20 protein-coding genes are annotated in these 23848 nt (G+C 69.0%); 12 read left to right on the forward strand and 8 right to left on the reverse strand.

All coding sequences use genetic code 11. The features are described 5' to 3' along the window. Position 1: 1 nt before the first annotated feature. From DFR41_RS15320 to DFR41_RS15345, 6 genes are all read right to left on the reverse strand, one after another. Complete coding sequence (locus tag DFR41_RS15320) at positions 2–457, reverse strand: Zn-ribbon domain-containing OB-fold protein (RefSeq protein WP_114803324.1); 456 nt, start codon at positions 455–457, stop codon at positions 2–4. After that, positions 454–1671 (reverse strand): thiolase C-terminal domain-containing protein, encoded by a 1218-nt coding sequence (locus DFR41_RS15325; RefSeq protein WP_244917763.1) that lies wholly within the window; start codon positions 1669–1671, stop codon positions 454–456. Before DFR41_RS15325 ends, DFR41_RS15320 begins: the two co-directional genes overlap by 4 nt. Continuing rightward, entirely contained in the window at positions 1668–2636 is a 969-nt protein-coding gene (locus DFR41_RS15330; RefSeq protein WP_114803325.1) for a Bug family tripartite tricarboxylate transporter substrate binding protein, read from the reverse strand. The genes DFR41_RS15325 and DFR41_RS15330 overlap by 4 nt, the downstream gene beginning before the upstream one ends. A 26-nt stretch (positions 2637–2662) precedes the next feature. Then, on the reverse strand, positions 2663–3439 hold the full coding sequence (locus DFR41_RS28175; RefSeq protein ID WP_280525161.1) for a FadR/GntR family transcriptional regulator: 777 nt from the start codon (positions 3437–3439) through the stop codon (positions 2663–2665). 10 nt (positions 3440–3449) lie between these two features. Next, positions 3450–4766, reverse strand: coding sequence for a Rieske 2Fe-2S domain-containing protein (locus DFR41_RS15340; RefSeq protein ID WP_114803326.1), 1317 nt, complete (start codon positions 4764–4766; stop codon positions 3450–3452). A gap of 141 nt (positions 4767–4907) precedes the next feature. Beyond that, entirely contained in the window at positions 4908–6608 is a 1701-nt protein-coding gene (locus DFR41_RS15345) for an FAD-dependent oxidoreductase (RefSeq protein WP_114803327.1), read from the reverse strand. A gap of 93 nt (positions 6609–6701) precedes the next feature. Between DFR41_RS15345 and DFR41_RS15350 the strand changes: the two genes are divergently transcribed. Genes DFR41_RS15350 through DFR41_RS15365 form a run of 4 tightly spaced genes read left to right on the forward strand, consistent with a single transcriptional unit; the run spans position 6702 to position 10848 of the window. Further along, positions 6702–7958 (forward strand): CaiB/BaiF CoA transferase family protein, encoded by a 1257-nt coding sequence (locus tag DFR41_RS15350; protein ID WP_244917764.1) that lies wholly within the window; start codon positions 6702–6704, stop codon positions 7956–7958. A gap of 58 nt (positions 7959–8016) precedes the next feature. After that, positions 8017–9210 carry a thiolase family protein gene (locus DFR41_RS15355; RefSeq protein ID WP_043112508.1) on the forward strand — a complete coding sequence of 398 codons (1194 nt, stop codon included), beginning with the start codon at positions 8017–8019 and terminating at the stop codon, positions 9208–9210. Continuing rightward, on the forward strand, positions 9207–9638 hold the full coding sequence (locus DFR41_RS15360) for a Zn-ribbon domain-containing OB-fold protein (protein WP_017757146.1): 432 nt from the start codon (positions 9207–9209) through the stop codon (positions 9636–9638). The genes DFR41_RS15355 and DFR41_RS15360 overlap by 4 nt, the downstream gene beginning before the upstream one ends. A gap of 49 nt (positions 9639–9687) precedes the next feature. Beyond that, entirely contained in the window at positions 9688–10848 is a 1161-nt protein-coding gene (locus DFR41_RS15365) for an acyl-CoA dehydrogenase family protein (RefSeq protein ID WP_017757145.1), read from the forward strand. A 16-nt stretch (positions 10849–10864) separates the two neighbouring features. Here the strand turns inward: DFR41_RS15365 and DFR41_RS15370 are convergent, their stop codons facing one another. Together DFR41_RS15370 and DFR41_RS15375 are read right to left on the reverse strand one after the other, a co-directional pair. Then, positions 10865–11821 carry an IS110 family transposase gene (locus DFR41_RS15370; RefSeq protein ID WP_114803329.1) on the reverse strand — a complete coding sequence of 319 codons (957 nt, stop codon included), beginning with the start codon at positions 11819–11821 and terminating at the stop codon, positions 10865–10867. Between the two features lie 173 nt (positions 11822–11994). After that, complete coding sequence (locus DFR41_RS15375; RefSeq protein ID WP_043118830.1) at positions 11995–12918, reverse strand: LysR family transcriptional regulator; 924 nt, start codon at positions 12916–12918, stop codon at positions 11995–11997. A gap of 103 nt (positions 12919–13021) precedes the next feature. Here DFR41_RS15375 and DFR41_RS15380 point away from each other — a divergent pair, with 103 nt between their 5' ends. The 8 genes from DFR41_RS15380 to DFR41_RS15415 form a co-directional block, all read left to right on the forward strand. After that, on the forward strand, positions 13022–14443 hold the full coding sequence (locus DFR41_RS15380) for an amidohydrolase family protein (RefSeq protein WP_114803330.1): 1422 nt from the start codon (positions 13022–13024) through the stop codon (positions 14441–14443). An 81-nt stretch (positions 14444–14524) separates the two neighbouring features. Next, a complete protein-coding gene (locus DFR41_RS15385) occupies positions 14525–16027 on the forward strand; it encodes an ABC transporter substrate-binding protein (protein ID WP_017760863.1) in 1503 nt (500 codons plus the stop codon). Positions 16028–16076: 49 nt separating this feature from the next. Next, the gene (locus tag DFR41_RS15390) at positions 16077–17426 is read left to right on the forward strand and encodes an amidohydrolase family protein (protein WP_170159386.1); all 1350 of its coding nucleotides are present in this window, start codon (positions 16077–16079) and stop codon (positions 17424–17426) included. Continuing rightward, positions 17423–18367 (forward strand): ABC transporter permease, encoded by a 945-nt coding sequence (locus DFR41_RS15395; protein WP_017760861.1) that lies wholly within the window; start codon positions 17423–17425, stop codon positions 18365–18367. Before DFR41_RS15390 ends, DFR41_RS15395 begins: the two co-directional genes overlap by 4 nt. A gap of 13 nt (positions 18368–18380) precedes the next feature. After that, positions 18381–20330 carry a dipeptide/oligopeptide/nickel ABC transporter permease/ATP-binding protein gene (locus DFR41_RS15400; RefSeq protein ID WP_017760860.1) on the forward strand — a complete coding sequence of 650 codons (1950 nt, stop codon included), beginning with the start codon at positions 18381–18383 and terminating at the stop codon, positions 20328–20330. Further along, the gene (locus tag DFR41_RS15405) at positions 20327–21364 is read left to right on the forward strand and encodes an ABC transporter ATP-binding protein (RefSeq protein ID WP_114803332.1); all 1038 of its coding nucleotides are present in this window, start codon (positions 20327–20329) and stop codon (positions 21362–21364) included. Before DFR41_RS15400 ends, DFR41_RS15405 begins: the two co-directional genes overlap by 4 nt. After that, a complete protein-coding gene (locus tag DFR41_RS15410) occupies positions 21361–22692 on the forward strand; it encodes an amidohydrolase family protein (protein ID WP_114803333.1) in 1332 nt (443 codons plus the stop codon). Before DFR41_RS15405 ends, DFR41_RS15410 begins: the two co-directional genes overlap by 4 nt. A 14-nt stretch (positions 22693–22706) precedes the next feature. After that, positions 22707–23848: amidohydrolase family protein (locus DFR41_RS15415; RefSeq protein WP_170159387.1), on the forward strand; the 1142-nt coding region annotated here is incomplete at its 3' end.

Raw genomic sequence — 23848 nt, forward strand, 5'->3', positions numbered from 1 at the left:
GCTACCCGCCGCAAAGCCGCCAGTGCAGCAGCGAAAACGCGGGTTGTGCGTCGGGATGGTGCGCGAAAACGCCCCGGACGGCTGCGCCGATGGCGACATCCTGCATGGGATCGCCCAGCAGGTTGCCGACCATGCGCACGCCGCCGGCGTGGGGCAGTGCGACCAGCGCCACGCGATAGGGGCCATGGTCGCGCAGGGCCGCATGGGCCGGATGCCAGACCCGCGTCCAGCTGTGGATCACGCCCTGCGGGGGCACCTCGGTCCAGGCCGGGTCGAAGGCATGGCAGTGGTGGCAGATCCACTCAGGTCCGAACTGCCAGGTGCCGCAGTGCGTGCAGCGCTGCACCTGCAGTCGCTCTTCGCGCAGGCCCTGCCAGTACGGCGCCGAGAGGCCGTCCGGCTCCGAGACGGGAATCGGCAGACCGGCGGGCAGCGGCGGGATCGTGGCATCGCTCACAGCGCGGCCTCCGAGCCCAGCAGCAGGTTGCTCACGGGCGAGACCATGGGCGCGCCGATCACCAGCGCGGCATCGCGCCGCGGTGCCTGGCTGGTCGAGGTGCCGCGCACCTGGCGCACCGCCTCCAGCACGAGTTCGAGGCCGTGCATGTAGCACTCCGCCAGGTTGCCGCCGCTGGTATTGAGGGGCAGGCGGCCGTGGGGGCTGAGGAGGTTGTCGACGGTGAGGAAGTCGTTGGCCTCCTCGGGCCGGAAGAAGCCATGCTCCGTCAGCGCCATGACGACGCCGCCGGTGAAGTTCTCGTAGCTCTGCACGGAGCCCACGTCCGGCGGCCCGAGCCCCGCCATGCGCCACAGGTCTTCGGCCACGGCGGCATAGCCGGCGCTGCCGTAGTCGGGGGCGTTGTGGGCCATGGCGGCGGCGCGGTGAGGCGCGCCGGCTGCGGCGCCGAGCAGGTAGACCGGCTCGGCCGCGAAGTCGCGCGCGCGCTCCGCCGCGACCAGTACCAACGCCGCGGCGCCGTCGTTCTCCATGCAGCAGTCGAACAGGTGGAAGGGCTCGGTGATCCAGCGCGACGCGTCGTACCGGTCCGCATCCAGCGGCCGCCCGTGCATCAGCGCGCGCGGATTGGCCTGAGCGTGGTGGTAGCAGGCGAGGGCAATGGCACGCAGGGCCGACTGCTGCACCCCGTGCTCGTGCATGAAGCGCTGCACCCGCATGGCGAAGCGCTGTGGCGGGGCCAGCACGCCGTAGGGCATCAGGTAGGCCTTCTCGCCCGAGATGGTCGAGACACCCGATACCTGGCCGAAGCGTCCATGCTCACCCTGGGCCAGGGCCCGGAAGACCACCACGCAGTCCGCCATGCCGGCTGCGATGGCGGCGGCGGCATTGGCCACCGCGGCGCAGCAGCCACCGCCGCCGCCGCCCCATTGCATCGTGGCCAAGCGCAGGCGGTGGATGCCCAGCGCAGTGGCGAGGCGCGAGGCGTCGTTGCGGTCGTCGCCATAGGAGGCGAAGCCATCGATTTGGCGCGGGTCCAGACCCGCGTCCCGGCAGGCCGCGAGGATGGCCTTGAGGGCCAGCTTGAATTCCGGGTCGGGCGACTGGCCGTGGCGCCAGTAGCCGCCCTCCCCGATGCCGACCACCGCCACCTGCCCGCGCAGCGAGCGCGTGCTGCGGCGGGGCGCCGTGTGCAGGTGCATCGCGGCGTTCACATCTGGATGTTGGCCTTGCGCACCACCGGTCCCCACTGCGCCATCTCCTTGCGGATCAGCTGCTCCAGTTGTTCGGGCGTGCTGCCGCGTGCCTCCACCTTGCGCTCGGCGAACAGGCGGCGCACCTCGGGCCGCTCCACCGCCGCGCGCACGGCCGCGTTGAGCCGGGCGGCCACCTCGTCGGGCGTGTTGCGGGGGGCGAGCACACCGAACCAGGCCACGCTTTCGAAGCCCGGCACGGCCTCGGCGATGGGCGGCAGCTCGGGCACGGCATCGCTGCGCTGCGCGGTGCCGACGGCCAGGTAGCGCACCCGGCCCGAGGCCAGCAGCGCGGCGCCGTCCAGCCCGGTGACGAAGGCCGCCTGGATCTGGCCACCGACGAAGGCGGTGGTCATGGGCGCGCCGCCGTTGTAGGGCACATGCTGCATGCGCGTGCCGGCCAATTCGTTGAAGTAGGCGCCGGTGAGGTGCGACAGCGAGCCATTGCCCACCGAGCCGAAGTTGAGCGCCGAGCCTTCCTTGCGCGCATAGGCGATGAATTCCGGGAGCGTGCGCGCGGGGCTGTCGCTGGGCACTGCCAGGATCATGGGCGTGATCGCCACGGTGGAGATGGGCCGCAGGTCCTTGAGCTCGTCGTAGGGCACCTTGCGCATCAGCGAGACGATGGCGTTCGGCCCGCTGTTGCCGAAGACCAGCGTGTAGCCGTCCGGTGCGGCCTTGGCGACGCTGTCCACGCCGATGGTGCCGCCCGCGCCCGCCTTGTTGTCCACGATCACCGGCTGGCCCAGGAACTCGCTCAGGGGCTGCTGGATGGCGCGTGCCAATTGGTCGGTGCTGCCGCCGGCCGCATAGGGCACGACGATGCGGATGGTCTTGCTGGGATAGGCCTGCGCGAAGGCGCCCCCGGTGGCGAGCAGGCCTGCGGCGAGCAAGGCTTGGCGCCGGGTGAGAGGGATGAAGGTCATGGGGTGTCTCCGGGTTGTGGTTGGCATCAGGGGGCGGGCGCCGCATCGGACAGTCGGTCGCTCCAGTAGCGGCGGGCGCGCTGCATGTGGCGCAGGATCAGGGACTGGGCTTCGCCCGCATTGCGGTCGCGCAGATGGGCCACCATCTGGCGGTGCTCTTCTTCCGAAGCCCGGCCCTGGGCCTCGTCCTCGAACAGAGACTCGCGCCGCAGGGCGGTGAAGCGGTAGAAGGCATTGAGCACGCGAACCAGCACCGAGTTGTGCGTCGCCTCCACCAGGGCCAGATGGAAGTCGCTGTCGGCCTGCGCGATGTTGCCGCCGTGGGCCAGCAGGTCGCGGGTGCGTGCCAGGATGCCGTCGAGCCGCTGCAGGTCGTCGTCCGTGCGCCGTGCGCAGGCCAGGCCGGCGGCCAGCAATTCGAGATGGGCGCGGACTTCCATGGTCTCGTCCACCTCGACGCCCGTCGGGGTGGCGCCCATGTCGGCCAGCATCACCAGGGCCTCGAAGCTGCTGTCGCGGCCCATGTGGCGCAGGTACACGCCCGAGTTGGGTCGGCATTCGACGACGCGCAGGGTGCTGAGGATGGCCAGCGCCTCGCGCACGGCGTTGCGGCCCACGGCCAGACTCTCGGCCAGATCGCGCTCCGAGGGCAGGCGGTCGCCCGGCTGCAGGCGGCGTTCGCGCAGGTAGGCCAGCAGGCCCGCGATCACCGTGCCGATCTGTCCACCGCCGTCGCGGGGGCGGGCGGGCGCCGGAAGCCCGCGCTCGCGCGGGACGCTCTGGTCGGGGCAGGTAGGGGGCAAGGCGAGCGCCTCAGGGCTGGTAGCCGAAGTCCTTGCCCACCTCGGCACGCATGTGCTCGGCGCCCAGTTCCTTCCAGTCTCCGCCGGCCGGAATGGTGATGGACACCGCCCGCTTCATGAAGAGCCCGGGCTGCGCCGCCGACACCGGCGGCGTGCCCGCCTGCAACTGGCGCACAGCCTCCAGCAGCACGCGCCGGGTGCGGGCGATGCCGGCATCGCTGGTGCCCAGGTGCTCCTGGCTGCGGTCGTAGATGGGCTGCACGCCCGATTGGCAAGCCGCGTCCTGGATCCAGAGGCCGGGCATGCCCGAGTTGTACTTGCTGACCTGCTGCGCATAGTCGAAGTGGTAGGCGTTGCCGCGGTTGAAGCGGCTCCAGTAGGTGTGATAGGGCTCGGTCACCGGCCGCTTCTCGTAGGCGCCGTCGGAGTGGTGGCCGGTCTCGCGGCCCGCATGGCCGTTCTTGAAGACCTGGCGCGTCTTCTCGTAGAAAGGCTGTGCCGGCGTGTACGAGAACATCACGCACAGCGTGTGCTCGTCGTCGATCGGGACCCAGGCATGACCGCTCAGGTCCGGGAACTGCGCCTGGGGCGGCACCAGCGTCCAGAAGGGCAGCATGAACTGGTTGACCCGCACATAGTTCTGGCCGTCCGGCGTCTTGCGGCGCGCGCCGATGCTCACGCCCGCGTCGTGCTGCACGCATTCGAAGGTGGGCGTGAGGTCGGCCCCCTGCTTCCACTGGTTGATCGTGCCGCCCACATCCACGCGGCCGTGCAGGATGGCGGCGTGGGCGGAATCGATCTCGCCTTCGAGGGCCTGCAGCCAGTTGCATTCCTGGATGCGCATGGAGATGGCCACCTGCGTCTCGGGCACCAGGTTCCATTCCACGGCGGGCAGCTCGGGCGGGTTCTCCTGCTCGGGTCCCATGTAGGCCCATAGCATGCCGTTGCGCTCGCGCACCGCGTAGGCGGTCACGCGCATGCGCTTGCACATGGGGCTGCCGGCCGGCTCGACCGGAATGTCCAGGCAACGGCCGTCCACGCCGAACTTCCAGCCGTGATAGACGCAGCGCAGCCCGTCGGCCTCGTTGCGGCCGAACACCAGCGGCGCACCGCGGTGCGGACAGGCCTGCGCCACCAGGCCCACGCGGCCGCTGCTGTCGCGGAAGGCGACCAGATCCTCGCCCAGCAGCCGCACCCGGTAGGGCTGACCGTCGGGCGTCACGTCCGAGGCCTTGAGGAAGGGGATCCAGTACAGCCGCATGAACTGCCCCATGGGCGTCTGGGGGCCGATACGGACGAGGGTTTCGTTGTCTTCTCGGGAAAGCATGGATTCGTGATGGTCGGGCGCGCCGGCGCAGATTGGTTGGGCCAAATTGGTAGAACCAATTCTTGTGGAAGTTGGAAGGCGCGTCAAGCACGGCGACAGCCGGCGCCGCACGCCGGGCCACCCACGGGGTGCCCTGGCGCGTCAGCCGCGGATGTCGCTGGGCGCCCGGGCGCGCGCATGCAGGGCGATGCGGTAGGCCTGCGCCATGCCGGGCCCGAGCGTCGCGCCCGGTCCGGGATAGTGGCCCTGGAACACCGAGCCGGCGTCGTTGCCGCAGGCGTAGAGCCCTTCGATGGCGCTGCCCTGCGCATCCAGCACGCGGCCGTCCACGTCGGTCGCCAGGCCGGCGCTCGATGCGGCATCGCCGGGCCACACTTTCATCGCGGCGTAAGGCCCCGGCCCGATGGGGCCGACGCAGGGGTTGGGTGCATGCGCCGGATCGCCGTTGAAGCGGTCGAACACCGAGGCGCCCTTGTGGAAATCCGGGTCCTCGCCCCGCCGGGCGTGATGGTCGTGGTGCTGCACGGTGTCGGCCAGCGCGCGGGCCGGCAGGCCCGACGCCTGGGCCAGCGCCTGCAGCGTGGGGGCCACCACGAGCATGCGGCGTTCGAGCCAAGGGCGCAGGTCGCGCGTGCCGGGCGGGATGGCGCCCAGTCCATGGCGGCGGATGAAGGCGGTGCTGCAGACCAGGTGGGCCGGAACCGCGCCGGCGCGGGCCATGCCCTCGACGAAGTGGTGGTACGAGGCCGCCTCGTCGACGAAGCGCCGGCCCTGGCCGTCCACCGCAATCAGGCCGGGCTTGGCGCGGTCCAGGAACAGGTGGGGAAAGAGCCCGGTCGAGCCGTCCTTGCGATGGACCAGCGATACCGGCTGCCACAGGAACGGCCTGGCAAGGCTCGTCATTGCGGCGCCCACCGCGCGTCCCGTGCCCAGGCCATCCCCGCGCACCGCTTCGGCGGCCAGGGCCAGCATGGTCGGCCCGTGGGGCGCCATGGAATGCCGCAGCGCCGCATCGTGGCCCACGCCGCCCGTGGCCAGCACCACGCCGAGGCGGGTACGCAGCAAGAGGGACCGGCCCTGGGTCTCCAGGCGGGCGCCCACGACGCGGCCATCTTCCCCTTCGAGTGTGCGCAGCCGCCAGCCGAAGCGCAGGTCGACGTGGGCCGACCTCAGACTGTGGAGCAGGCGGCCGACCAGCGCATTGCCCATCACCCAGCGCGCGCCGCGCGGGTGGCGCAGCCGGTCCCCGGCATGGCGCAGCACCAGCCGCGCGCTGTGGGCGAAGGCCCGCCATGAGCGATAACGGCCGACCAGTGCGGCGATGTCGGCCTTGCCGACCATCATGCCGCCGAGCAACATGAATTCGGGCAGGGGCGGGCGCACGCGTCCGAAGTCGGCGCCCAGCAGGCGCCCGTCGAAGGGCAGGGGAGACACCGCACGGCCACTGACGGCGGCGCCTGGCAGGTGCGGCAGGTAGTCGGGATGCATGCCGGCGCTTGCGAACTTCACGGCGGTGCGCGCTTCGAGGTAGCGCAGCATGGCCGGGCCGCTGCAGAGAAAGGCCTCGCGCCGGCCGTCGTGATCGGGCTCGCCGATCAGTGCGTCGAGGTAGATGCGTGCGGCGTCCACCGTGTCTGCATGACCCGCAGCGACGCCATGGGGGTTGCCTGGGATCCACAGCGTTCCGGCCGACGTGGCGCTGGTGCCGCCCACCTGCTGCGTGGCTTCGCACAGCACCACGCGCAAGCCCTCGTGCGCCGCCACGAGGGCCGCCGTCATGCCGGCTGCACCGGCGCCGATCACCAGCAGGTCGGCTTCCGTCGCGGGGTTATCCAGGGTCATTTACCGATTGCCTCGTGGAGCTGTTGTGCAAGAATGGTAGAACCATACACATTTTCAAGGACGACAGTGTTCGATCAAGCAAGAATCAATGCCTTGCCCGAGCAGCCGGTGCCCGCATCGCGCACGCCGCAGGCGCTGGCGGGCATCCGGGTGGTGGACTTCACGCACTTCGTGGCGGGGCCGCTGGCCACCATGACACTGGCCGACTTCGGCGCCGACGTCATCAAGATCGAGGCACCGGTCAAGGGGGAGGACTTCCGCTACTACCCGCCCATGGACCCGGAGCTGCCCGCCCAGGGTGCGCCCTACATCTGGACCAACCGCAACAAGCGCAGCATCGGTGTCGACCTCAAGTCCGAAGCGGGTCGCGAGGTGGTGCGGGCCCTCATCGAGACCGCCGACGTGGTGGTGGAGAACTTCTCCACCGGCGTGATGGCGCGCTTCGGCTTCGACTACGAGCGCTGCGCGAAGCTCAACCCGAAGCTCATCTACTGCTCGGTGTCGGCCTACGGCCGCACGGGTCCGCATGCGGACCGGCTGGGCTTCGATCCCATTGCCCAGGCGGAGAGCGGCTTCATCTCGATGAACGGCTATTCCGACCGCCAGGGCGTGCGCAGCGGTGCCGCCGTGATGGACGTGGCCACCGCCATGTCCGCCACCAATGCGATCCTGCTGGCGCTGATGGCGCGCACCCGCGACGGCCAGGGGCAGTTCGTGGAAGTGGCCCTCTTCGACACCGCAGTGCTGATGACCGGCTTCGGCGCCATGCAGCACCTGACCACCGGCTACGAGCCGCAGCGCAACGGCAACACCAGCCCCGACACCTGCCCCTCGGGCGTCTTCGAGTGCGAGGACATGCCCTTCTACATCAACTGCGGCAACGACGGCATCTTCGTGCGGCTGTTCGAGCAGGTGCTGGAGCGGCCGGACCTCGCGCACGACCCCATCCTCTCCAAGCGCGCCAACCGCCTGCAGCAGCGCGACCACCTGTTCGAGATCATGCAGGCCGAGTTCCGCAAGCACCCCTGGCGCCATTGGCAGCCGCGCCTGCGTGCCGCCGGCGTGCCGTCGGGCGAGGTGCGTACCCTGGCGCAAGCCCTGGCTTCCGAGGAGGCACGCGACCGCCATCTGGTCACGCGCATCCCGCATCCGGTCAAGGGCTGGGTGCCGAACGTGGCGACGCCGCTGCGGCTGTCGCGCACACCCGCGGTGGTGGCGCGTGCGGCCCCGGCCGTGGGTGCCGATACGGAGGCCGTGCTCGCGGACACGCTGGGCATGGACGAAGAGCGCATCGAGGCGCTGCGCGCGGCCGGTGCCTTCGGCGCACCCGCCCTGGAGCCCCAGCCATGAGCGCGCCTCGTCGCACCCAGGAGCGACGCCCGCAGCGCCTTGCGCGGTGGGCCTTCCCATGAGCCGCGCCGTCGCCATCGTCGGCGCCAGCGCCATTCCGGTCGGCCGCCACCAGACCGCGGACGACGTGGCCCTGCAGACGCTCGAGCACGAGATCATGACCCGCCTGGTGGTCGAGGCCGTGCGCGATGCCGGCGTCGACAAGCAGGACATCCAGAGCCTGGTCTTCACCCTGCCGCGCCCCTACACGCGGCAGAAGTACTTCCACACCTTCCTGATGGGCCAGCTGCGGCTGGCCTGCCGCGGCAATGTGATGGAGGTGATGGGCAACGGCATGACCGCGGCGCTGGCCTTCGACCAGGCCTGCAACGACATTCTGCTGGGCCGGGCCAATGTGGCGCTGGCGCTGGGCATCAACATGGAAAGCGCGGTGTCCGCCACCGAGCACATGATGAGCAGCATGCGCACCACCGGCGACGTGGACTTCCACACGTCTGCCGGCTTCACGCCCATCGCCTGGTACGCCATGGACGCCATGCGCTACATGCACGAGCACGGCGCGACGCGCGAGCAGATCGCGGCGGTGGCGGTGAAGAACCGGCACCATGCCTCGCTCAATCCGCTGGCCCAGTTCCGCAAACCCATCACACTCGACGAGGTGGTCGCGCAACGGCCCATCGTCGAGCCGCTGGGGTTGTACGAGGTGCCACCGCGCGGCGATGGCGCGGCCTGCCTGGTGCTGGCCAGCGAGGAAGTCGCCAGGTCGCTCGGCCGGCCCTACGTGCTCGTGCGTGGCCGTGGCTTCTGCCACGACGGCTCGCACCAGATCAGCGACGTGCCCAACGACATGATCGGCTTCACGGCGGCGCGCCAGGCCGCGCAGGACGCGTACCGGCAGGCGGGCATCGGCCCGGAGCAGCTCGACCTGGCCGAGCTCTATGCCCCCTGCACCATCGTCGAGGTGCTGGTGAGCGAGGCCATCGGCCTGCTGCCGCACGGGCAGGGCGCGCGAGCTGCGGCCGAAGGCCAGACGCGGCTGGGTGGGCGGATTCCCATCTCGACCTCGGGCGGCCTCACCTCCCGCGGGCATCCGGCCTATGTGACCTCGCTCTACAACTATGTCGAACTGGCCGAGCAGCTGCGTGGCCGGGCCGGCGAACGGCAGGTGAAGAACGCCCGCTTCGGCCTGGCCACCGGCGAACTGGGCAACTACAACGCCGCCCTCATCCACGTCATGGAGGCCGTGCAATGACGCCGCCGCTGCCCCAACTCCCCGTCGCCGAAGACCGGGCCTATCCGCCGCGCGAATCGGAATTCACCACCACCTTCTGGCAGGCGCTGCGCGAGGGCCGCTGGATGAGCACGCGCTGCAATGCCTGCGAGCGCCAGACCTTTCCGCCCAAGCCGGTGTGCCCGCATTGCTGGTCCACCGATGTGGCATGGACGCCGCTGGGCCGCACCGGCACGCTTTACTCGTGGACGCGCATCCATGCCGCGCCCGCGGTGTTCGCGGCCGAGGCGCCCTATGCCTGCGGCATCGTCGACCTCGACGATGGCCTGCGCCTGGCCTGCCGCCTGGTCGAGGACCCGCAGCGACCGCTGGCCATCGGCCAGGCCGTGGAGATGGTGGTGCTGCAGTACCGGGACGGCCCGCTGTTCGCAGCGCGCCCGCTCGGCTGAGCACGGCCTTGATCGTTAACCCCAATCGATACACAGGAGAAAGAAAGCCATGAGCTTGTTCAACACCACCGGCCTCACCGACGACCAGCGCATGATGCGCGAGGGCGTGCTTGACCTGCTGGGTCGCCATCTGCCCTGGGAGAAGATCCGCAAGATGGACGAGGCGCGCGAGTTCCCGCTCGAAGCCTACGAGGCGCTGGCCGATGCCGGCTACATCGGCCTCTTCTATCCCGAAGAACTGGGCGGCACCGGCGGCTCCTACCGCGACATCGCCATCTTCCTGGAGGCCATGGGCTACCACTACACCGGCATCGCCCAGGCCATCACCACCTCGGCCGTGTATGCGGGCATGCACATCGCCAAGTTCGGCTCGCCCGAGATGAAGAAGGACCTGGTGCCCCGCATCATCGCGGGCAAGGCCAAGCTGGCGCTGTGCATGTCCGAGCCCGGCACCGGCTCCGACGTGGCCGGTGTCAAGACCTTCGCGCAACGCGACGGCGACGACTACATCCTCAACGGCAACAAGGTGTGGATCACCTGTGGCCACGTGGCGGACTACTTTGTCGTCATCACCCGCACCGACCGCGATGGCGCCAATCGCCACCAGGGCATCAGCACCTTGCTGGTCGACGCCAGGACGCCCGGCGTGACGGTGCGGCCGCTGCAGATGCTGGGCCGCCGCACCTCGCATGCCAACGAAGTGTTCTTCGAGAACGTGCGCGTGCCGGCGCAGAACCTCTTCGGCGGCGAAGGCCGTGCCTGGAAGAACATCATGAGCTGCCTGGGCCTGGAGCGCCTGGGCCTGGCCGCCATCTCGGCCGGACACTGCTTCAAGATCACCGAATACGCCCGCGACTATGCCAAGGACCGGGTGCAGTTCGGCCAGCCGATCTCGCAGTTCCAGGTGATCCAGCACAAACTGGCCGACATGCTGATCCTGTCCGAGACGGCCCGCCAGATGGTCTACCGCGCGGCCGACGTGCTGGACTCGGGCACACCGGCGGTGACCGAGGCCTCCATCGCCAAGATCGTCGCCACCGACAACAACTTCAAGTGCGCCGACATCGGCATGCAGATCATGGGCGGCGCGGGCTATTCCATGGAGTACGACATGCAGATGTTCTTCCGCGACTCGCGCGTGGGCCCCATCGGCGGCGGCACCAACGAGATCCAGCGCAACATCCTGGCCAAGCAGATGGACCTGGGCTGAGCAACCGTCTTGGCAGTCAAGCGCAATGCATAGTTGAATCCCATACAGAGCCGTGTTTGGCGATGGCATTGAGCATCGTCAGCAGCTTGCGCATGCAGGCCACCAGGGCGACCTTCTTGCGTTTGCCCGCTGCCAGCAGGCGCGCGTAGCAGGCCTTGAGCGCTGGGTTGTGGCGCACCGCCACAAGGGTGGCCATGTACAGCGTGCGCCGCACATCTGCGCGCCCGCCCCAAATGCAGCGCTGACCACGCATCTGGCCAGAGTCTCGGTTCAGGGGCGCCACGCCTACCAGTGCAGCGATGCGGCGCCGGTCGAGCTTGCCCAGTTCGGGCAGTTCAGCCAACAGCACCGCCACGCTTGCCGCGCCGATGCCTGGCACGCTGGCCAGCGCCTGGGCCAGTTGCGCGTGGTGCCGTTGCACATGCGTGGCCACTTCAGCCTCGCTGTCGCCAATCTCCTGCTTGAGGAACTCGACAACCCGCTCAATGCTCGGCCGGGCGGCGGCATGGGCCAGACGCAGGCGCTGTCGCTCCGAGGTCAGCATCTGCACCAACTGGCGCCGACGCAGCACCAGGGCTTGCAGTTGCTGCAGTTCGGCGTCGGCCAGCGGCTTGACGAAGCGCTCCCGCTCAGGGTGCTGGTGCAGCACGCGGGCGAAGGCCGCCAGCATGCGTGCATCCAGCGCGTCGGTCTTGGCCAGAGCGCCCATCGCGCGGGCAAAGTCGCGCGCCGTGCGTGGGTTCACCACTGCCACCGCCAGGCCCACGGCCTGCAGCGCACAGGCTGCCTCGAACTCGTAGCCACCGGTGGCTTCCAAGACCACCAACGCAGGCGCCAAAGCCGATGCCTGGCTGACCAGTTGTTCAATGCTCCCCGCGTCGTTGGCAAGCCGCCAGGTTTTGGCCTGCTCGCTGCTGGCAACCTCCAGCGTCTGACTGGAGACGTCAATGCCGATAAAAATAGAGTCGGACACGTCCTCTCACTCCCATCCTTGTCTATGCGAACTTCAAGCTCCTACAACCGATCGGGCTGCAGAGAAGGACGGTCCGGCTCAGGCGCCCAATGCTCAGCCACGGGCTTGAAACATCCCAGAGGGCGCTCGGGCTACCTGAGCCAGTCCGAGCGCTAAAGATACAAGGGGCTGAATCACTCGTCGCTCGAAAATCCCAGCCGCCATTGGGCGTCCACGGCGAAGCTGTGGGCCAGGAAGTCCACGAACTCGCGCACCTTGATGGACGGCTGCCGAGGCTGGGGAAACACGGCATAGAGCGTGCGCGACTCCGGGGCCCATCCCGGCAGCACCATGCGCAGCGTGCCCGCCGCGATGTCGTCCGCGACCAGGAAGGTGGGCAGCAGACCGATGCCTGCGCCTTCAAGAAGCGATTCGCGCAGCACCTGGCTGTTGTTGCAGCGGCAATCGCCAGCGACGCGCACCGTTCGTTCTCCGCCGGGCCCATGCAGTCGCCACTCGTCGGGCGACTGCCCGCGGTTGTAGATGAGGCAGTTGTGCCGCTTGAGCTCCGCCACGCTGGCGGGCGCGCCATGGCGGTCCAGGTAGGCGGGGGCGGCCACCACGGCGCGTGCCATGCGGCCGATGGGACGCGCGCCGCGCATGGGCTCCCGGTCGTTGCTGCCGATGGCGATCGCCACGTCCACGCCCTGCTCGGAGGGGTCGATGAAGAAGTCGTTGAGCGTGAGCTCCAGCTTCACCTCCGGAAAGCGCGCCAGGAAGTCCGCAATGCTGCGCCCCAGATGGGCGGATCCCAGGGACACCGGCGCCCGCACCCGTAGCAGGCCGCGCGGGCTGGGATGCAACTGGCCGGTCGACTTCTCGGCTTCTTCGATGTCGTCCAGGATGCGGACGCACTTGGCGTAGTAGCCGGTGCCCGCCTCCGTCAGGCTGATGCGGCGCGTCGTCCGGGCCAGCAGGGGCGTGCCGATGTGGGTCTCCAGCGCCGCCACGTACTTGCTCACCGAGCCGGCCGACATGCCGAGTTCCTCGGCCGCTTCACTGAAGCTGTGGCGCTCCACCACCTTGCGGAACACGCTCATGCAGGTCAGGCGATCCACTATTCGTTCCAATTCAGAAAGAAATTCTTCTCGAATCGAATATTTATAGCCTGAAAGGAAACTGTCACGATCCGTCTCCATCGACCCACCTACGGATTCCTCGATGAAACGCACCTTGATCGAACACGCCCATGTGCTGTCCATGGACCCGGCGGTGGGCGACTTCGACGATGCCAATGTGCTGGTCGAAGGCGAGCGCATCGTGGCGGTCGGACCTGGCCTCGACGCGGGCGACGCGGAGCGCATCGACGGACGCGGGCGCATCGTGACGCCCGGCCTGGTCAATGCGCACATCCACACCTGGGAGTACCAACTGCGTGGCATTGGCGCCGACTGGGTGGGCTTTCGCGACTATGTGGCGAACATGCACGGCAACTTGGCGACGCGCTACGGCGAGCGAGACGTGTACCTGGGCAACCTGCTGGGGGCGCTGAACCAACTGCGCAACGGCACGACGACGATCGTGGACTGGTGCCACATCCTGCGCGATGCGCAGATGACCGACGCGGCGCTGGACGCGCTGGAGGAGTCGGGCATCCGCGCTGTGTTCGCGCGCGGCACGGTCAAGCCGCCCGAGCGCGAGGGGGAAGTGCCGTACCACAAGAAGCCGTTCCCGCGCGAGGAGATCGAGCGGCTGCGCAAGGGTCGTCTGGCCTCGGACGACAGGCTGGTGACGCTGGCCATGGCGATCCTGGGGCCGGACTGGGGCGAGTACGACGTGGCGGTGCACGACATCCGGCTGGCGCGCGAGTTCGGGCTGATCAACTCGGCACACACCTACGGGCGCAAGGGCAAACGTGTGGTGGAAGACGGCTACCCGAGGCTGGCGGCCGAAGGGCTGCTGGGGCCGGACCACAACATCGGGCACGGCAACTGCTTCGACGAGCGGGAACTGAAGATCGTGCTGGATGCGGGCTGCACCATCACGGCCACGAACCTGACGGAGATGCTGAACTACGAGCAGCCGGCGATGCTGGGCAGGCTGGTCAAGCATGGCGCGACACCCTCGCTGGGCACGGACTGCGACCCGTACTTCAACAGCTCGATGCTGGCGGTGACGCGCCACGCGTTCCTGCACCAGAGAGAGCTGGACAACAGAAGTCTGTGGCACGAAGGGGCGTGGCCGGCGAAGACGCAGCACTCGACGCTCACGCGCGATGCGCTGTACTGGGCGACGATGGGCGGGGCGAAGGCGTTCGGGCTGGATGGGAAGACGGGCTCGATCACGCCGGGCAAGCAGGCGGACCTGGTGATGTTCGACTGCCGGGGGATGAACATCTTCCCGGCGCTGGCCGGTGGCAATGCGGCGCACATCGTGGTGATGTACGCGGAGACGTCGGACATCGAGAACGTGATGGTGGCGGGGCGCTGGGCCAAGCGCGGGGGCGCGCTGTGCTTCGACATCGGGCGTCTGGCGCGGCTGCACGAGGAGCTGATGGCTTCGCGCATGCGCATCTTCGAACAGGGGAGCTACAAGTCCGTCCCCGTACAGCGGGGGGCCCAGCCCGCGACCTTCTCCATCTAGACCGCAGCCGACCGCGGTTCACCTCTTCCGACGCGTCGCTCGCACGCCCGGTTCTTCCCCAGTTTGAGCAAGGAGTTCTCCATGAAGCGCAGTCCCGGCCGATTCCTCCGGCATCTGGTGCAGTTCTCGGTCGTCACCGCATGGGTGTGCGTGGCCGGCCTCGCGGCGGCGCAGCCGGCGGGCACGCTGCGGTTCGGCAGCAACCAGGGGCTGGACGACTGGGAGACGCTGACCAAGCCCAACAGCATCTACACCTCGCTCATCTACGAAGGCCTGGCCGAGGTAACACCCGATGGCATTTCCGTTGCGCCCAAGCTGGCCACCGGCTGGAAGGAGTCGCCGCGCAAGCTTGAAATCACGCTGCGGTCGAACGTCACCTTCCATGACGGCACACCTTTCGACGCGGCCGCCGTGGTGAAGAACCTCGAACGCATCCGCGACACGCCGGGCCAGTGGCGCGGTGTCTTCAGTGCCGTCGACAAATTCGTCGTGGTGTCACCCACCCGGGTGGACATCCTCCTGAAGATGCGCGCGCCCAATCTGCTGCCCAACCTGGCGCGCCGGGGCGCCTACATGGTCTCGCCCAAGGCGCTGGACGACGGCTCCTACAAGCTCACGCCGGTGGGCACCGGCCCCTGGAAGTACGAGCCCAAGGACACCGTCAAGGGCCTGCGCACGGTGGTCAGCTCCTACGACAAATACTACGCGCCGCAGTCCGTGGGCCCCGCACGCATCGAGGTCACGCACATCAACGACCCCGACAGCCTCTACAACGCGCTGCGCACCGGCCAACTGGACATCGTGTGGACCAACCCATCGATCGCCAAGCGCGCGGAGCGCGAAGGACTGAAGACGAGCTGGTTTCCCTCCGTCATGTGGCACCTGCAGATGATGGACACCGTCAAGACGTTCAACAGCACCCGCCTTCGTCAGGCGGTCTGCCACGCCATCAACGCGCAGGATTACATCGATGCGGCGCTCGGCGGCAATGGCAAGGTCCACACGCAGCGGCTGCGCGAGGGGATGGCCGGCTTCAACCCCGCGGTGAAGGGCTATCCGCACGACCTCGACAAGGCAAAGCAGCTCATGGCGTCGCTGGGCAACCCGAAGGTGCAGCTCACGCTGGCCACCTTCGACAACCAGCGCATCATCGCCGAGCTCTTCAAGAGCCAGATGGCCCAGATCGGCATCGACGTGAAGCTGGAGACGATGACCTTCGGCCAGTTCTTCAGCACCTTCCGCAGCGGGCGGTATCCGGCGGCCATCCTCACCGACTCGCAGGACACGGGTGCCTACGACTACTACCTGTACCACTATGCGCCGGACGGCGCCGGCAATCCCCTCAAGACCGTCTTCCCCGGCGTGGAGGCTGCCGTGAAGGAGGCGCTGGCCGCCGACGACGTGGCCGGCCAGAACGCTGGCTGGCAGAAGATGGCCAAGGCGGTGGACGACGAGGCGCTGGACTGCGGCTTCTTCGACTACGCGGCCTACTGGGCCTACAACCCCAAGCGGGTGTCCAACATCGTGTCGACCGTGGGCGATGTGGCGGTGTTCCGCTACATCGACGCCAAGGTCAGTCCCTGAGACCCTGGCGTTCGTCCACGGGCCCATCGCCATCCACCAAGGAGCCGAGATGACCGCGCTGCTGATCCACAACGCCATGGTGCTCACCATGGACCCCGCCCTCGGCGACCTCGCGCAGGCCGATGTGCTGATCGAGGGTTCGCGCATCGCGCAGGTTGGGCGCGCGCTCGATGCGCCGCCCGACGCCCGGCGGATCGACGCCCGCGGGATGCTCCTCATCCCGGGCCTGATCGACACCCATACCCACATGTGGCAAGGCCCGCTCAAGGGCCTCGGCGGCGGCCTCTGGGGGACGCCGGACTACCAGAAGCATGTCTTCCCGATGCGCGAGAAATTCTCTGCCCCGGACATGCAGGACGCCTGCTTCGCGGCAGGCACCGAGATGCTCGACGCCGGGATCACGACGGTGCTCGACTTCTGCCACAACACCATGACGCCCGGCCATGCCGAGCAGTCCATCGCCGGCCATCGGCGCACCGGTCAGCGGGTGCTCTTCGCCTACGGCATGCTGGGCGAGTTCAAGAGCCTGGCGGCGGATCATCCCTGGCGCATCGCGCAGGTGCGCGAGCTCGCGGCCGAGCTCGGCCGCGACAGCGCAGGGCGCGTGCGCCTCGGGCTGGCCGTCGGGTCGCTGGAGTACTCGGGCTTGGAGCTGGTGCGGACCGAGATCGAGCTGGGCCGCGCGCTGGGGCTACCCATGAGCTTCCACCAGAATCCCCCGGCCCAGATCCGGCAACTCGGCGAGGCGGGACTTCTGGGCGCCGACCTGCTTCCGGTGCATGCCAACCTGGCGGCTGACGATGAGCTCGAGATGCTGGCGGCCTGCGGCGGGGGCATCTCGTTCACCGTGGAGGGCGAGTTTGGCGGCGGCCGGGCCATGAACATCATCGGGCGCGCCCATCGGGCCGGGGTCACGCCCAGCCTGGGCGTGGACATCCCCTCGAGGGTGGCGCTCGATCTGTTCGCTCAGATGCGACTGACCTACCACGTCATGCGGGCCGAAGAGGCCATGGCCGAACGCCTCACCGGCCGATGGCCTCTGGCCCGCCGTCCTGGCACACCGCATGTGCAGCCACGTCACATGCTGGAGTACGCCACGGTGAATGCGGCCCGAGCCGTTGGCCGGGGCGACGAACTGGGACGCATCGCGCCCGGCTGCCTGGCCGACCTCGTGATGCTCTCGACGGGCCCTTACAGCATGTCGCTGGGCGACCCGGCCGCCCATGTCGTGCTGCAGAGTACGCCGGCCGACGTCGACACGGTGATCGTCGACGGCCAGCTACGCAAGCAGGCCGGCCAACTGGTGGGCCTGGAGCGGGCCGATGCGGCCGAGGCCATCCGGCGCGTGCGAGAGCGCGTGCTGGCCGGTGAGGCCGCCATCGCGGAAACAGCACCATGAGACGGCTGGTCGTCTCTCGCCTGCTGTCGGTGATCCCGATCCTGCTGGCGGTGTCGTTGTTCACCTTCCTGCTGACGCGCATGACGTCGACCGACCCGGTGACGCAGATCCTCGGCCCGGGCGCTTCCGACGCCGATCGCGCGGAGTATGCGCAGAAGCTGGGGCTTGACCTGCCGCTGGCGCAGCAGTTCCTCGCCTGGCTGGGCGCCGCGCTGCGCGGCGACCTGGGCGTCTCGCTCTACACCGCGCTACCGGTGGCGCCCACATTGCTCGACGGCGTCAGCGTGACGCTGTGCCTCGCGCTGGCGGGCATGGTGCTGGCGTTGTGCATGGGCATCCCGCTGGGCATCTGGGCCGCTGTGCGGCACGGCTCGTGGGCCGACCGGCTGCTGTCGACCATCGTCTCGCTGGGGCTCGCCGTGCCGAGCATCTGGCTCGCGCTCCTGCTCTCACTGGCTTTCGCCGTGCATCTCCAATGGTTCCAGGTGGTCGGCTACACGCCGTTCTCGCAGGATCCGGTGAACTGGGCGCGAGGCCTTGTGCTGCCGGCCTTCGCGCTCTCGGTGCACACGGCATCGGTGCTTGCCCGCCAGACGCGCAGCGCCATGATCGATGCGATGCACTCCAGCTATGTCCACGCGCTGCGGGCGCGGGGGCTGCCGCCTCGGCTGATCGTGGTCCGCTATGCCGTGCGCAATGCGATGAGTCCGGTATTGAGCGTGATGGCGATCCAGATGTCCGTGCTGGTCGGCGCGAGCGTGGCGGTCGAGCGCATCTTTGCAGTGCCAGCGCTCGGCACCTTGCTGATCGACAGCGTGGTGCGTGGGGACTTCCCGGTGCTTCAGGGGGCAGTGGTCGTGGTTGCGACGATCGTGCTGCTGGTCAACCTGGCCACGGACGTCGGCTATGGACTGGTCAATCCCAAAGTCCGCGCCCACTGAGGTGCTAACCGCCATGCAAGCGCCCACCGCCTCGCTCCCCGGCATCGCCTCCACCGTCGTCGCTGCGGCACCAGATGCCGATGCAGCCCGTGCGCCGCGCGGCGCACCCTGGCGTGCGCTGGCCCACCCCTTCGTCCTGTTGCCGGCCGCCTTTGTGCTGATCGTGGTGATCTGCGCATTGGGGGCGCCCTGGATCGCGCCCCACGATCCGTTCACGCCCAGCCTGCGACACCGTCTGGAAGCGCCCGGCGCCACGTTCTGGTTCGGCACGGACGACCTGGGGCGCGACATGCTTTCCCGGGCCATCTTCGGGGCGCGTACGGCATTGCAGGCATCGCTGCAGAGCGTGGGTATCGGCGTGCTCTTCGGCGTCAGCCTGGGGCTGCTGGCCGGTTACGCCGGCGGCTGGTGCGACAGACTGGCCATGCGGCTGGCCGACGTCATGCAGTCGATTCCCGCGGTGCTGCTGGCGCTGGCCCTGATCAGCGTCCTGGGCAAGGGTCTCACCAACGCGATGCTGGCCGTCGGCCTGATCTTTGCCGTGAGCTTCATGCGCATCACCCGTGCCGTGGTGCTGGCCGAGCGCGAGCGTCTGTATGTGGATGCGGCCCGCGTGCTTGGCTTGCGCGCGGGCGCCATCATGTTCCGACAGATCCTGCCGAACATTGCCGGGCCGCTGATCGTGCAGGCGTCGATTTCGCTCGGCACCGCGTTGCTGATCGAGGCGATGCTCAGCTTTCTGGGCGTCGGTGCGGACAGCACGCAGATCAGCTGGGGTGCCATGCTCGAGACAGCCCGGCAGTTCCAGAGCGAGCAGCCCCTGCTGCCGCTGGTGCCCGGCCTGGCGATCACGCTGACGGTGCTGTCCTTCAATCTGCTGGGCGACGCGCTGCGAGATGCCCTGCTGCCCCGGGGCACCGCCCGTCGGGCGTCGTCGGTGCAGGTTCCGGCAGTTCGGGCCGTTCACGAGGAGACACCGCTGGATCCGCCGCTGCCGGATGCGCTGCTCGTCGTCCGCGGGCTGAGCGTGCGCGCGGGCCGGCCGGGCGCCGAGTCCGAGCTGTTGAGCCAGGTGTCCCTGCAGCTGCGCCGCGGCGAGGTGCTCGGCCTGGTGGGTGAGTCGGGCTGCGGAAAGTCCATGACGGCCGCCGCCATCTTGGGCCTGCTTCCGGCTGGCGCCCGCATAGCGTCAGGCTCCGTGCGCCTGGGAGGCACGGAGCTGGTCGGCCTGGGCGACGAGGCGCTGCGCCATGTACGCGGCCGGCGCATCGGCATGGTCTTCCAGGATCCGAATGCGGCACTGTCGCCGGTGCACACCATCGGCATGCAGTTGCGTGACGCCATCCGTGCCCACCGCAGGCTCAGCCATGCACAGGCGCAGGCGCGCGCCGTCGAGCTGCTGGAGCTGGTCGGCGTGCCCGATGCGGCTCGGCGCATGCAGGACTATCCCCACCAGTTCTCAGGGGGCATGGCGCAGCGCGTGGTGATCGCCTGTGCCCTCGCCTGCGATCCGGAGCTGCTCATCGCCGACGAACCCACCACGGCCCTGGACGTGACGATTCAGGCGCAGGTGCTGGACCTGCTCGCCCAACTGCGCGAACGGCTGGGCATGTCCATACTGCTCATCACGCACGACCTCGGCGTGGTGGCCGACCTGTGCGATCGCGTGGCCGTGATGTACGCGGGCCAGGTCGTCGAGGAAGGGCCCGTTCAGCAGGTCTTGTCCGCGCCGCGCCACCCCTACACGGCGCTGCTGCTGCATGCGATGCCGCGTGGAGGTGCAGGCGGCGCAGCGCTGTCCACCATCGCAGGGCGCGTTCCCCCCGCCTGGGCCTGGCCGCAGGGTTGTCGCTTCCATCCGCGCTGCCCCCATGCCACGGCCGCCTGCTCTGTACAACCCGTCGCGCTGGCGCAGGGTGTGCGCTGCATCCGCGCCGACGAACGCCTCGAGGTTCTCGCATGAACGCCCATGCCCCCCTTCTGTCGGTGGAGCACCTGTCCGTGGACTTCCGGCTGCGCGACGGCCTCTTCGGCAGCCGAACGCTGTCGGCCGTGCGCGATGTGAGTTTCACCATCGAACGCGGCAGTACTTTCGGCCTCGTGGGCGAGTCGGGTTCGGGCAAGAGCACCATCGGCCGCGCGATCCTGCGCCTCGTCCAGGCGAGTTCCGGTCGCATCGTGTTCGACGGGCAGGACGTGACAGCCTTCGGCGCGCGCACGCCGCTGGCCTTTCGCCGGGACGTGCAGGTGGTGTTCCAGGACCCGATCTCCTCGCTCAATCCGCGTCAGACCATCGGCGCCACGCTCGGCCAGGCCATCGACCGGCACCGGCCCATGCAGGCCCCGGCGCGCGACCGGGAAATCGCGCGGCTGATCGACAACGTCGGACTGGCCGCCTACCAGGCCGGGCGCTACCCGCATGAGCTGTCGGGCGGTCAGCGTCAACGGGTCGCCATCGCCCGTGCGCTGGCCGTGCAGCCGCGCCTGATCGTGTGCGACGAGCCTGTGAGCGCGCTCGACGTCAGTACGCAGGCCCAGGTGATCAACCTGTTGATGGACCTGCAGCGGGAGTTCGGCCTGTCCTACCTCTTCATTGCGCACAACCTCGACGTGGTTCGTCACATGAGCCAGAACATCGGCGTGCTCTATCTGGGCCGGCTGGTGGAAGTGGGCCCTGCGGATGTCGTCCACGAGAGGCCCAGCCACCCCTACACGCAGATGCTCATGGCGTCGACGTTGGTGGCCGATCCCGTGGCGCAGGCGGTGCGCACGCGCGCAAGGCGGCAGACGATCCGGGCGGAGCTGCCCAGCCCGCTCGCCCCGCCGCCGGGATGCGCCTTCAATACGCGCTGTGCCTTCGCGCAGCCGCAGTGCCGGCAACGCATGCCGGAACTCCAGGCCACGGGGCGGGGCGCGCAGGCGGCGTGCCTGCGTCTCGACGCGCTGCCGGCTTCCGCCATCGCGGGTGACCCCGCCCGCGAAGAGGTGACGGCATGATGGCGCCTGCGGCCCTGTTGCTGCGCGGAGCGACGGTGCTCACCATGGATCCCGCGTTGGGCGACATTGCCGACGGAGACGTGCGCATCGAAGGGGGCCGGGTGGTGGCCGTCGGCCGGGGCCTGCCCGTGGAGCTGGGGGATACGGTCGTCAACGCGCGGGGCATGCTCGCCATTCCCGGTCTGATCGACACGCACACCCATATGTGGCAAGGGCCGCTCAAGGGCCTGGGGGCCGCCATGTGGGGCATGGCGGACTACCACGCGCACATCTTCTCGCTGCGTGGGCGGCTCAGCGCTGAGGACATGCACGACGCCGCCTTTGCCACGGGTGTGGAAATGCTCGACAACGGCATCACGACCGTGCTCGACTTCTGCCACAACGTGATGTCGCCCCAGCATGCCGAGCGCTCCATCGATGCGCACCGCAAGACGGGCCAGCGCGTGCTGTTCTGCTATGGCATGCTGGGCGACATCCCGACGCTGGCGACCGATCATTCCTGGAGGATGGCGCAGGTGCGCCATCTTGCCCGGGCGATGGACGGCGGCCCGCAGGCGCTGGTCCGGCTCGGCGTGGGTCTGGCCTCCCTCGAATATGCAGGGCTCGACCTGTTCGAGGAGGAAGTGCGGGCCGCGCGCGGCCTGGGACTGCCCATGAGCTTCCACCAGAACGTCGCGGGTCAGATCCATGCGCTGGAGGACGCGGGCCTGCTCGGCCCGGACCTGCTCCCGGTGCACTGCAATCCCGCGCTGGACGCCGAACTGGCGCTGCTCGCCGCCCATGGCTGCGGCATCTCCTTCACGCCGGAGAGCGAGGTGGGCGATGGCCGCTCGGTGCGGGTGATGGGCCGGGCGCACCGCGCGGGCGTCACGCCCAGCCTGGGTGTGGATGTGCCGTCGCGGGTGGCGCTGGACCTGTTCTCCCAGATGCGGCTGAGCTTCTGGCTGATGCGCAACGAGGAAGCCGAGGCAGAGCGTCTGGCGGGACGCTGGCCGTTGACCCGCTACCCGGGTGTGCCGTTCATCCAGCCTCGCCAGGTCCTGGCGTATGCGACGGTGAACGCCGCGCGCGCGGTGGGGCTGGGCGACGAACTGGGACGCATCGCCCCTGGCTGCATCGCCGACCTCATCCTGCTGCGCTGCGGCGCCTACAGCCCGTCGCTGGGCGATCCGGCGGCGCATGTGGTGCTGCAGAGCACGACCGCCGACGTCGACACCGTGATCGTGGGCGGGAAGTTGCGCAAGCAGGCGGGCCGACTCCTCGATGTCGACCGACGCGAAGCAACGGCCGCGACACAGCGCGTGCGTGCACGACTTTTTTCCGCATGAATCCAAGGAGCCCTATGTCCAGACTGCTGATCAAGAACGCCTGCATCCTTTCCATGGACCCCCAGGTCGGGGATCACGAGGACGCCGACATCCTCGTGGAAGGCGAGCGAATCGTGGCCGTGGGCCCTGGCCTCGATGCGGGCGACGCGGAGCGCATCGATGGACGCGGGCGCATCGTGACCCCCGGCCTGGTCAATGCGCACATCCACACCTGGGAGTACCAGCTGCGGGGCATCGGCGCCGACTGGGTCAGCAGTCGCGACTACCACGCCAACATGCACAAGCGCCTGGCCTTGTACTACGGCGAGCGAGACGTGTACCTGGGCAACCTGCTGGGGGCGCTGAACCAGCTGCGCAACGGCACGACGACGATCGTGGACTGGTGCCACATCCTGCGCGATGCGCAGATGACCGACGCGGCGCTGGACGCGCTGGAGGAGTCGGGCATCCGCGCTGTGTTCGCGCGCGGCACGGTCAAGCCGCCCGAGCGCGAGGGGGAAGTGCCGTACCACAAGAAGCCGTTCCCGCGCGAGGAGATCGAGCGGCTGCGCAAGGGTCGTCTGGCCTCGGACGACAGGCTGGTGACGCTGGCCATGGCGATCCTGGGGCCGGACTGGGGCGAGTACGACGTGGCGGTGCACGACATCCGGCTGGCGCGCGAGTTCGGGCTGATCAACTCGGCACACACCTATGGGCGCAAGGGCAAACGTGTGGTGGAAGACGGCTACCCGAGGCTGGCGGCCGAAGGGCTGCTGGGGCCGGACCACAACATCGGGCACGGCAACTGCTTCGACGAGCGGGAACTGAAGATCGTGCTGGATGCGGGCTGCACCATCACGGCCACGAACCTGACGGAGATGCTGAACTACGAGCAGCCGGCGATGCTGGGCAGGCTGGTCAAGCATGGCGCGACACCCTCGCTGGGCACGGACTGCGACCCGTACTTCAACAGCTCGATGCTGGCCGTGACGCGCCACGCGTTCCTGCACCAGAGGGAGCTGGACAACAGAAGTCTGTGGCACGAAGGGGCGTGGCCGGCGAAGACGCAGCACTCGACGCTCACGCGCGATGCGCTGTACTGGGCGACGATGGGCGGGGCGAAGGCGTTCGGGCTGGATGGGAAGACGGGCTCGATCACGCCGGGCAAGCAGGCGGA

Source organism: Pseudacidovorax intermedius (assembly GCF_003350475.1).
GTDB classification, from domain to species: domain Bacteria; phylum Pseudomonadota; class Gammaproteobacteria; order Burkholderiales; family Burkholderiaceae_C; genus Xenophilus; species Xenophilus intermedius.

Bases quoted from the DNA above. Each gene is read 5' to 3' on its own strand.
- DFR41_RS15395 (WP_017760861.1), top strand. From the start codon at position 17,423: ATGAGACGGCTGGTCGTCTCTCGCCTGCTGTCGGTGATCCCGATCCTG.
- DFR41_RS15340 (WP_114803326.1), bottom strand. From the start codon at position 4,766: ATGCTTTCCCGAGAAGACAACGAAACCCTCGTCCGTATCGGCCCCCAG.
- DFR41_RS15365 (WP_017757145.1), top strand. From the start codon at position 9,688: ATGAGCTTGTTCAACACCACCGGCCTCACCGACGACCAGCGCATGATG.
- DFR41_RS15360 (WP_017757146.1), top strand. From the start codon at position 9,207: ATGACGCCGCCGCTGCCCCAACTCCCCGTCGCCGAAGACCGGGCCTAT.
- DFR41_RS15390 (WP_170159386.1), top strand. From the start codon at position 16,077: ATGACCGCGCTGCTGATCCACAACGCCATGGTGCTCACCATGGACCCC.
- DFR41_RS15400 (WP_017760860.1), top strand. From the start codon at position 18,381: ATGCAAGCGCCCACCGCCTCGCTCCCCGGCATCGCCTCCACCGTCGTC.
- DFR41_RS15380 (WP_114803330.1), top strand. From the start codon at position 13,022: ATGAAACGCACCTTGATCGAACACGCCCATGTGCTGTCCATGGACCCG.
- DFR41_RS15345 (WP_114803327.1), bottom strand. From the start codon at position 6,608: ATGACCCTGGATAACCCCGCGACGGAAGCCGACCTGCTGGTGATCGGC.
- DFR41_RS15410 (WP_114803333.1), top strand. From the start codon at position 21,361: ATGATGGCGCCTGCGGCCCTGTTGCTGCGCGGAGCGACGGTGCTCACC.
- DFR41_RS15385 (WP_017760863.1), top strand. From the start codon at position 14,525: ATGAAGCGCAGTCCCGGCCGATTCCTCCGGCATCTGGTGCAGTTCTCG.
- DFR41_RS15330 (WP_114803325.1), bottom strand. From the start codon at position 2,636: ATGACCTTCATCCCTCTCACCCGGCGCCAAGCCTTGCTCGCCGCAGGC.
- DFR41_RS15405 (WP_114803332.1), top strand. From the start codon at position 20,327: ATGAACGCCCATGCCCCCCTTCTGTCGGTGGAGCACCTGTCCGTGGAC.
- DFR41_RS15355 (WP_043112508.1), top strand. From the start codon at position 8,017: ATGAGCCGCGCCGTCGCCATCGTCGGCGCCAGCGCCATTCCGGTCGGC.